Below are 9395 nucleotides of genomic sequence, written 5' to 3'. Positions count from 1 at the left end.
AACACAGTAAGAATACATAGTCACTGTAATTATCAAAGTCCAAATCAATATGAAAAAAGTTATGTAAAGAGTAATTGGATTAGTAAAGAAATTTCAGTTTGACTGGTACTTTTTCTTGACGTAGTACCATAAAATGCCTCTAGAGGGTGAGGCTCAAGTCTTGGAGACAAGCAAGACGACCTGCTTCTATATGCGTCGAGGTAAACAGGTTGCATATAGAGGAATATCTCATCACAAGGTTGCCATTGTCTGTGCTACAGATGAAAATGATCATATGATGATGCAGGTATCAGGCCTTGGAAGTGAGTCATTTGATAAATATAAAGCGAATAAAGACTACTTTAAGGATGTGGAAGAGTTCATATCAGATTCAAAGGCAAGCATACAACAGTTTGCCAACTATCTTGAAGCAGTAAACAATAAGATAAAGACATCTCTTTTAGAGAAGAGATATCTTACTGATGATGGTAAATCATTAGGAGCTGTCAATGAGATGATGACAGAAGTAAGCTCAATGATACAGACAACAAGAGGCGTTGGAACCAGATACATACAAGGTTATCTAGATTTCCTACTTCTTAAGAAGCAGGCTAAGTATACATTCAAGAGAAAGGAAATGGCATCTGAGATTCTAAGAATGATGATGGATACTGAGGCTTTCAGTAATGAAATGGTAAGAGCTACACCTATGCCTATTGCACTTAAGGAGGCATATTACGAATATCGTTATGGTATATTCGCTGAATAAGATTACTCAAAGCAACAATTTACTTAAAAAGAGCGTTCTTTTTCATATTATGTGAATATGTTATGAATATGTATTGTAATATATAATCATAACTGTATAATAATATATGGCATTGAAAGAGGGGAAGCGGATTATATGATTCAAGAGAAAAAGAATGCTGGTTATGAAGGGGAAGCTGATCAGCATAAAAATTGCCGAAAGAAATTCTCCAATGCTCATATGATAAGAAATGGTTATATTTATACAGATCGTGTTCTTATAATCAAAGCATCTTATTATATGAAAAAAGGAAAGCTGTAAGGCCCTAGACGGGCTTTACAGCTTCCTTTGATTTTTATTGTAATGTGTTTTAAATATGTTAGAATAGGAAAGGCTAAATTATTTGTGATTATGAAATGGAGGATAACTTTATGGGGCTACAACTAAGTAGAAACATGAATCAAGCAGATCCTATTATTATTGTTGGATTAGGAGGACTTGGTGGCGGTGTCATTGATTCCTTAAAAGGTAAAATAAAACATGATTATGATGATATAGATAGAGTAGAAATGAGAATCGTAGATATGACTTCTCATATCAAGAATACACATATGACAGATGATGAAATCATCATTCTAGATCCTCGTGGAACAGATTGTGATAGAACACTTGGACAGAAGATTTTTAGAACTGAATCTGTCTATGAAGGTATAAGAAGTGAGTTCAAGACACTCATTGAAAAAATGATTTCTATTGCTGGGGAGGATCATATTAATGTCCTTATTGCCTCTGGTATAGTAGGGGGTACAGGTGGAGGTATATTTGTAGACTTCACTTATATGATTCATGACTTATTTAAGGAATGTCATCATAAGAACTATAGTATTTGTGCTTATATGTTTGATGTACAAAGCAACGATGATCAAGAAGAAAAGAATCATCGTATGAAACTTAATGGTCAGGCTGCTTTAAAGGAATTACAACATCATATGAACATTACAACACATGATCATCTTTATCAGACTACAATCGGACAAAGAGAAATTACCTGCAGAAAAACACTCTTTGAAGAATATAAACATATTTCTTTTTGTCTAGGTGATGATGTAAAGCTAGATGATCTCAAGAAGCGTATGAGTACTTTAATGATTGAAGAATTCTTATACTAAATCAGAACGACTATATAACGCTTTTCCAATAATTTCTACAGGAAGACTTTCTACCTCTTCCTGAGAATAATAACGTACATCTACAGAAGGGTTCGCTGGTTCTAGAATCAGTAATCCTTCTTTTTTTATAACCTTTTTGACTGTTACTTCACAACGATTAATCAATACGACCGCAATCGTCCCACTTGGTACATCATTACACTTTTTTACATATAATAAATCTCCATCATGAATATGTGCCCCTGACATAGAATCTCCTACAACACGTAAAAAGAAATCTCCACGATAATAATCATCCTGAGTCACCTGCTCATATCCTTCAAAATTCTCATCAATGAGTAAATCATAACCTGCCTTGACTTCACCTAGTACTGGCTTTTCATAACGTTCTTCACTATTAATAAGTGATTCTACATCTACACCTAATATAAATGAGAGCTTCTCTATCACTTCAGGATTTGTGACCTTTGTATCACCCTTTAACCATCTTGTCACAGTAGAACGGTTCACGCCTAATTGACTCGCAATATATTCATTAGACACACCCATCTTTTCCTTGTATTTCTTTAGATATTCTTTAAAATTCATTGTTTCCACCTCTTTTTAGGCATTATACAACATAATACAATTTGGTGCAAACAAATGCGTCATTCATTGTACTTACAGAATCATTTTGGTGCAAAACTATTTGATATATGCACCATAGATAACTATAATAAGACTAACAGGAAGGAGAAATAATGATGAAAAAAGTATATTTATGTATAGATTTAAAAACCTTCTTTGCGTCTTGCGAATGCAGTGAAAGACATCTTGATCCCTTTAAAACCAATCTTGTAGTGGCAGATCCTACTAGAGGTAATGGAGCACTCTGTCTTGCGATTACACCTCAAATGAAAAGTATGGGAATTCATAATCGCTGCCGTATATTTGAAATACCTAAGGGTGTTGAATATATTACTGCGATGCCCCGTATGCATCTTTATATGGAATATTCAGCACGTATTTATCGTATCTATTGTCGTTATGTCTCACCTGATGATATTCATGTTTATTCTATTGATGAATGTTTTATTGATATCACATCTTATATGCATCTTTATCATAAGAGTGCGAAGGCGTTTGCGAAGATGTTGATGCAGGCTGTATTTGAAGATACACATATTACCGCCGCATGTGGCATAGGAACCAATCTTTATCTTGCAAAAGTCGCTCTTGATATTATCTCTAAGCATACAAAAGAGAATATTGGGATATTAGATGAAGAAAGATATCAGAAATACCTATGGCATCATTTACCTATTACTGATTTCTGGCATATGGGAAGTGGAACAGCCAATCATTTATTAAAACTCGGTGTTGTGGATATGCATGGGATTACTCAGATTCCTGAAGAGATACTTTATAAGGAGTTTGGTATAAATGCGGAATATATTATTGATCATGCCTGGGGAAGAGAACCTGCTACGATTGCCTCTATTAAGAAGTATCGTCCTAAGAATGAGTCAATTAATAATTCTCAAGTTCTCTTTTCTGATTATGAATATGAGGATGCAATACTCGTTGTAAAGGAAATGGTAGAACTCAATGTCTTAAGACTTGTGGAATCACGTCTTGTCACAAATCATATAAGTTTATATATCGGTTATTCACGTACAGATGGTGGAGGATGGGCAGGAGGCTCTAGAAAGCTGACAGTCAGAACCAATTCATTGAGTGTTCTGATGGATGCCTTTATTTCTCTTTATCATCTAAAAGTTCAAAAAGGAAGACTGATCAGACAGATTTCTATATCCTTTGGAAATGTCTTAGATGAAGCTTATGAATCCTATGACTTATTTAGTGATATAGAGGCATTAGAAGAAGAAAAGAAACTTCAGAAAGCTATTGTCTCTATCCGCCATAAGTATGGGAAGAATGCGATATTAAAGCTTATGAATAAACAGGAAAAAGCCACTACAGAAAAAAGAAATACATTAATTGGAGGACATAATGCATAAGAAGGTTGATCGTGCACGTTTATTTTTAAGCTTTGATGCCTTAAAAGGATTTAAAGAACTACTTCAAGAAGATACCAAAATACCTAGAAAAGAACTACGTGAAGACCAATATTATGAACTTAACTGGAAAATTCATCAAATTCAAGAAGGAGATGAAGTAGAACTTGTCTATTACACAGGGTCTTCTTATTCTAAAATAAGAGGAACAATACAAATAGTAAATCTCAATGATCACTATATTTATATTAATAACCATAAAATACAGCTTAAGAATATCTTTTCACTAGAATTATAATATGTTGTTTTTCCTTGTCCAATCTCTTGCCACACCCTATCTATAAATAGTAACTAAGATATAATAGAGAACAAGAGGGGAAGTGGAGCGTATGCTGAATTATCAAAAACTATTAATGCCCTATAAGAATTTCAAGGGTGAACATATGATTGTCTATGCCTTTGTGCATAACAGGTCCTATAAGCTCTCAGACCAGGCATCGACAATCACAAATCTGATTGATACATATCAGCTAGACGCTGATAAGAAGGAAAAGATCTCTGCAATATGTTATATGCATGATGCGAGGATCAGACAAAACGAAATCGTCATGAATATTGACGATGATGAGCTTTATATAAAGCTCAATGAATTTGGGAAAATGTTGGTGGAGATAGAAAATCTCTTCACACAGGAAAGTGCATATTCACAATAATATGCACTTTTTTCTTTGTTTTAATGCATATGATAGATATTTCTAAAAAGTCTATCATATGCTATAATAAGTGTGAAGAAGGTGAATAAGATGTGTAAAACAAGAATACAAGAAGAAATAGAAGCCCTTATGTCTCTCTATCATCTCGGTAAAGCACCATTATCTTATGCTTTAGGCTTTGGAGAAGTCACTATTACAAGATATTTACAGGGAAGCACTCCTCATCCTGACTATGCACAAGTTATTCACAATGCACTATGTGATATAGACTATATGATGGGTTTAGTGAATAAGAACCATGAAAAGATGGGACCAGCCTTTAAAAAGGCAATCAACAGATGTCTCACTCTTAAATCACAATTCTCCTGTTCAAAAGAAATATTGCAGGTGATTTCTTATCTCTTTTATACACTAGAAGAACTCACACCTATGCAATTAGAATCCTATCTTTACTTCATACAGGCTTATTCCTATCCACAGCCACTCTTTCATGAACATTGTGAAGCATGGAAGCAAGGTGTCATCTATCCTGATGTTTATCACTTATTCTCCACATTCCCATTTAGAGTACAAGATGATATGCGTTATAAAATCATCGAAGATGCTTATTTAGATCTAGATGAAAATAAGAAGGAATACATAGATGAAATCCTCAATACATTCTCTCGTTACCCTTTAAAAACACTTATAACACTCACTAAAACAGGACCATGGAAGAATAATTATAAAGAAGGGGAAATAACCATTATTCCTGCAGAAGATATTCAAAACTATTTCAAGAGGCACTAATATGGAACAATTCTATAACATACTCAAAGAATCATTGAATGAAGAAATGGGATGGATGATTGATCATATATATGAAGACTATAAGAATACTGAAGATATATTGGGCTTTGCGTTAAGTTGTGAGAAGATATTACGTCTATACTTTGGAACAGACATTCATGAGCAGCTTAAAGATTTACTTATATATGTCTTATATGTCTATCTTGACTATGATGAAGACAAGATAGAACTATTATTGAACGACTATGACCCTGAGCATAATCGATATATACAATAAAAAATTAGAATATCTATAAATATATAGTAAATGCATAAATGTAAGTTACTAAAAATATAAATAGATTGGATAGCACATAAAAATGAAGTATAATAGTAAACAGAAAGGAAGTGTTAATTGTGTGGTATCAAGAAACAGTATTTTATCAGATTTGCCCACTAGGACTTTGTGGTGCGCCTGAAGTAAATGATGATATTCAGGCTCATCGTATTTTAAAAATCAAGGACTTTGTCCCTTATCTACAAGAATTAGGAATTGGTGCTGTGTATTTCAATCCTGTATTCAACAGTGATTCTCATGGCTATGATACGCGTGATTATAATCTCATCGATACGCGTTTAGGTACAAATGAAGATTTTGCGGAAGTATGTAAAACACTCCATGAACATGATATCAAGGTTGTATTAGATGGGGTATTCAACCATGTCGGTAGAGGCTTTTTTGCGTTTAGAGATGTCCAGGAAAAAGGACCTGCAAGCCCATATGCCAATTGGTTCCATATCAACTTTGATGGAGATTCTAGCTATGGTGATGGATTCTGGTATGAAGGATGGGAAGGTCATTATGAACTTGTGAAGTTAAACCTAGATAACCCAGATGTCCAACATTATCTACTAGATGCAGTCGATTACTGGATCAAGTGTTTTGATATAGATGGTTTAAGACTAGACGTCGCTTATTCATTGCCTAGATGGTTTATGGCAATGTTGAGTGATCATTGTAAGAGTTTAAAACAGGATTTCTTTATGTTAGGAGAAGTATTAGGTGATAATGCAGGTTACATGTATACAGAAGCTAAACTAGATGCAATCACTGATTATCCATCATATAAAGCATTCTGGTCTTCATTTAACTCTTTGAATATGTTTGAATATGCCCATACATTAAAGAGAAATGCGATGGATATGTACAGAGGTAGGGATTTACTCACATTTGTAGATAACCATGATGTGAATAGAATATCTAGTACATTAACTGATGAAAGAAAACTTCCATTAGTATTTGGATTACTCATGGCAGTACCTGGTGTTCCATGTATTTATTATGGTTCAGAATGGGGTATTAAAGGTGAAAAGATTCAAGGACTAACAGATGCACCACTTCGTCCAGAATTCGATGCACCTCAACCTAACGAATTATCTGGTTTAGTATCAAAATATATTCATATGCGTAGAGGACATAAAGCACTCACATTAGGAGACTATAAGGATTTAGTTCTTACTAATAAACAGTACGTATTAGAAAGAAACTATGAAGGAGAAAAGATTGTAGTTGCACTTAATATTGATGATGCACCTTATACAATCTATTCACCTATTGAACATGGTTCTTATCAGGATTTGATGAGTGGAGAAATGGTGGATTATAATGGAGAATTAGAATTACCACCACTTTCAATCACATACTTATATAAACATGCATAAGGCTGAGCAATCAGCCTTTTATAAAGGAGTAGACAATGCAGGAAGATATTATACTTAAACTTTCAGAACAACTAAATATCAAGACAGAACAGATACAAAATACATTAAAACTATTAGAAGAAGGCTGTACTGTTCCTTTTATTGCCCGTTATCGTAAAGAATTAACACATGGCTTAGATGAAGAACAGATTCGTGTGATCCAGGAACAATATGACTATCAGGTAAATCTTAAAAAAAGAAAAGAAGAAGTCCTTACAAGAATAGAAACATTAGGACACTTAAATGATGATATCGTGAAGATGGTCAACGCATGTACACGTTTATCACAGGTAGAAGATATCTATCGTCCTTATAAACAGAAAAAGAAAACAAGAGCCAGTGTGGCTATTGCAGCAGGCCTAGAACCTTTAGCTAAGACACTTCTTTCTTTACCACGTACATTTAATGAAAAAGACATTGATGCCTATCTAAACGATACAATCACTTCTAGAGAAGAGGCATTGCAGGGTGCTAAGGATATCATTGCAGAAAAGATTTCTAATGATATGACAGTACGTAATAAGATTGTCGATTCTATGATGAACTACGGCCGACTTGTCACTTCTAAAAAGAAGAATGCAGAAGATGAAAAGATGACCTATAAGATGTACTATGACTATTCTGAAAATGTCTCACGTATTGCGACACATCGTATTATGGCGATTGATCGAGGAGAAAAAGAAAAGATTCTCACTGTTTCTATCAACATTAATGAAGATTATATCAAGACATTTGTCTCAAGACGTTATATTAAGTTCCCTAAGAGTCCAACAGCCAAATATGTAGATGAAGCCATTGATGATGGCTTAAAGCGTCTTGCTTATCCATCTCTAGAAAGATTAGTCAGAAATGCTCTTACTGAAAAAGCCCAGGAAGCAAGTATTGATGTCTTCTCTGATAATCTAGGCAAGCTTCTCTTACAGGCTCCGATGAAAAATAAGAGAATCTTAGGCTTTGACCCAGCTTTCCGTACAGGATGTAAGCTCGCTGTCATTGATGAATCAGGTAAGAAACTTACAGTAGATGTTATCTACCCACATCCTCCTGTTGCGAAAGTGAAGGAATCAGAAAAGAAACTAGTAGACCTCTGTACAAAATATGATGTCAATCTTATTGCGATTGGGAATGGTACAGCCAGTCGTGAAAGTGAAGCTTTTGTCGCAAATACAATCAAGAAATATCACTTACCTGTAAGCTATACAATAGTCAGTGAAGCAGGAGCGAGTGTTTATAGTGCCTCTAAGCTTGCGATAGAAGAATTCCCAGACCTCCACGTTGAACAAAGAAGTGCTATTTCTATCGCAAGAAGACTACTTGATCCTTTATCAGAACTTATTAAGATTGATCCTCAATCTATTGGAGTAGGGCAGTACCAGCATGATTTACCTACTACCCAATTAAAAGAAAGACTTAACTTCGTTGTAGAAAAAGCGGTTAACCTAGTTGGTGTGAATATCAATACAGCCAGTCCTACACTCTTAAAGAATGTTTCTGGTTTAACTCAGGCAACAGCAAATAGTATTGTGGCTTATCGTGAAGAAAATGGTAAGATCATGAGCCGTAAAGAAATGGAAAAGATTCCTAAGATTGGTCCAAAAGCCTATCAACAAGCTGCTGGTTTCTTAAGAATCGAAGAGGGCAGTGAACCACTAGACCGTACAAATATCCATCCAGAATCTTATGATGCCACTAAAGCTATCTTAAAAGCATTAAACTTAACGACTAATGATCTAGGAACAGATGCATGTAAGAAGGCTGTCTCACAGGCTAACATTACATCCCTTAAAGAACTTACAGGACTAGATGACTATACACTTAAAGATATCCTAGACTCTATTATGAGACCACTAAGAGACTATCGTGATGATTATGATGGACCAATTCTGAGACAGGATATCCTCACATTAGAAGATCTTCATGTAAATGATAAACTAGAAGGTACTGTACGTAATGTTGTAGACTTCGGTGCCTTTGTAGATATTGGATTACATGAAGATGGACTCGTTCATATTTCTAAAATGAGTAAAAACCGTATTAAACACCCAAGTGATGTTGTCTCTGTAGGAGATATCGTAACGACATGGGTAGATACAATTGATGAACAAAGACATAAAGTACAATTAACTATGATTGATCCCAACAAATAGAAAAAGATGATTCCAATAAACGGAATCATCTTTTTAGCGTGTGCCGGGCATGGCACTAATTCAGTCGGAGATAGTCTGACCACAGGTATTTACCGCCAAGTGTAGTGAACCAC

At 34.7% G+C, this 9395-nt stretch carries 11 protein-coding genes; 10 read left to right on the top strand and 1 reads right to left on the bottom strand.

Translation table 11 applies throughout. From position 1 onward, the window contains the following. Positions 1 to 160: 160 nt before the first annotated feature. From ABUA27_RS10800 to ABUA27_RS10790, 3 genes are all read left to right on the top strand, one after another. The gene (locus tag ABUA27_RS10800) at positions 161 to 748 is read left to right on the top strand and encodes a hypothetical protein (RefSeq protein WP_349820699.1); all 588 of its coding nucleotides are present in this window, start codon (positions 161 to 163) and stop codon (positions 746 to 748) included. Positions 749 to 883: 135 nt separating this feature from the next. Then, complete coding sequence (locus ABUA27_RS10795) at positions 884 to 1048, top strand: hypothetical protein (protein WP_161220336.1); 165 nt, start codon at positions 884 to 886, stop codon at positions 1046 to 1048. A gap of 110 nt (positions 1049 to 1158) precedes the next feature. Next, positions 1159 to 1896, top strand: a complete 738-nt coding sequence (locus tag ABUA27_RS10790; RefSeq protein WP_161220335.1) for a tubulin-like doman-containing protein — start codon at positions 1159 to 1161, stop codon at positions 1894 to 1896. Here ABUA27_RS10790 and ABUA27_RS10785 read toward each other — a convergent pair. Next, on the bottom strand, positions 1888 to 2484 hold the full coding sequence (locus ABUA27_RS10785; protein ID WP_022425596.1) for a LexA family protein: 597 nt from the start codon (positions 2482 to 2484) through the stop codon (positions 1888 to 1890). The genes ABUA27_RS10790 and ABUA27_RS10785 overlap by 9 nt on opposite strands. A 155-nt stretch (positions 2485 to 2639) precedes the next feature. Here ABUA27_RS10785 and ABUA27_RS10780 point away from each other — a divergent pair, with 155 nt between their 5' ends. The 7 genes from ABUA27_RS10780 (at position 2640) to ABUA27_RS10750 (ending at position 9282) form a co-directional block, all read left to right on the top strand. Next, positions 2640 to 3896: a Y-family DNA polymerase gene (locus ABUA27_RS10780; protein WP_349820698.1), complete on the top strand. Its 1257-nt coding sequence runs from the start codon at positions 2640 to 2642 to the stop codon at positions 3894 to 3896. Next, positions 3889 to 4191 (top strand): YolD-like family protein, encoded by a 303-nt coding sequence (locus ABUA27_RS10775; protein ID WP_349820697.1) that lies wholly within the window; start codon positions 3889 to 3891, stop codon positions 4189 to 4191. Before ABUA27_RS10780 ends, ABUA27_RS10775 begins: the two co-directional genes overlap by 8 nt. A 91-nt stretch (positions 4192 to 4282) precedes the next feature. Beyond that, a complete protein-coding gene (locus tag ABUA27_RS10770; RefSeq protein ID WP_129982010.1) occupies positions 4283 to 4606 on the top strand; it encodes a DUF1828 domain-containing protein in 324 nt (107 codons plus the stop codon). Positions 4607 to 4696: 90 nt separating this feature from the next. Continuing rightward, positions 4697 to 5395, top strand: coding sequence for a Panacea domain-containing protein (locus tag ABUA27_RS10765; RefSeq protein WP_129982009.1), 699 nt, complete (start codon positions 4697 to 4699; stop codon positions 5393 to 5395). Between the two features lies 1 nt (position 5396). Next, positions 5397 to 5672, top strand: a complete 276-nt coding sequence (locus ABUA27_RS10760) for a hypothetical protein (protein ID WP_129982008.1) — start codon at positions 5397 to 5399, stop codon at positions 5670 to 5672. A gap of 119 nt (positions 5673 to 5791) precedes the next feature. Next, the gene (locus ABUA27_RS10755) at positions 5792 to 7096 is read left to right on the top strand and encodes an alpha-amylase family glycosyl hydrolase (protein ID WP_349820696.1); all 1305 of its coding nucleotides are present in this window, start codon (positions 5792 to 5794) and stop codon (positions 7094 to 7096) included. A gap of 35 nt (positions 7097 to 7131) precedes the next feature. Further along, on the top strand, positions 7132 to 9282 hold the full coding sequence (locus ABUA27_RS10750) for a Tex family protein (RefSeq protein WP_287846607.1): 2151 nt from the start codon (positions 7132 to 7134) through the stop codon (positions 9280 to 9282). Positions 9283 to 9395 lie beyond the last annotated feature (113 nt).

Origin of the sequence: Catenibacterium sp. RTP21428st1_D7_RTP21428_210409, from assembly GCF_040227455.1 — a bacterium.
GTDB lineage: Bacteria > Bacillota_I > Bacilli_A > Erysipelotrichales > Coprobacillaceae > Catenibacterium > Catenibacterium mitsuoka_A.
The sequence above is the reverse complement of the archived record's forward strand: the minus strand, read 5'-3'. Positions and strand labels throughout refer to the sequence as shown.

What these genes read in the sequence shown, in the direction of transcription:
- ABUA27_RS10795 (WP_161220336.1), top strand. Translation starts at nt 884, where the DNA reads ATGATTCAAGAGAAAAAGAATGCTGGTTATGAAGGGGAAGCTGATCAG.
- ABUA27_RS10790 (WP_161220335.1), top strand. Translation starts at nt 1,159, where the DNA reads ATGGGGCTACAACTAAGTAGAAACATGAATCAAGCAGATCCTATTATT.
- ABUA27_RS10785 (WP_022425596.1), bottom strand. Translation starts at nt 2,484, where the DNA reads ATGAATTTTAAAGAATATCTAAAGAAATACAAGGAAAAGATGGGTGTG.
- ABUA27_RS10780 (WP_349820698.1), top strand. Translation starts at nt 2,640, where the DNA reads ATGAAAAAAGTATATTTATGTATAGATTTAAAAACCTTCTTTGCGTCT.
- ABUA27_RS10775 (WP_349820697.1), top strand. Translation starts at nt 3,889, where the DNA reads ATGCATAAGAAGGTTGATCGTGCACGTTTATTTTTAAGCTTTGATGCC.
- ABUA27_RS10770 (WP_129982010.1), top strand. Translation starts at nt 4,283, where the DNA reads ATGCTGAATTATCAAAAACTATTAATGCCCTATAAGAATTTCAAGGGT.
- ABUA27_RS10765 (WP_129982009.1), top strand. Translation starts at nt 4,697, where the DNA reads ATGTGTAAAACAAGAATACAAGAAGAAATAGAAGCCCTTATGTCTCTC.
- ABUA27_RS10760 (WP_129982008.1), top strand. Translation starts at nt 5,397, where the DNA reads ATGGAACAATTCTATAACATACTCAAAGAATCATTGAATGAAGAAATG.
- ABUA27_RS10750 (WP_287846607.1), top strand. Translation starts at nt 7,132, where the DNA reads ATGCAGGAAGATATTATACTTAAACTTTCAGAACAACTAAATATCAAG.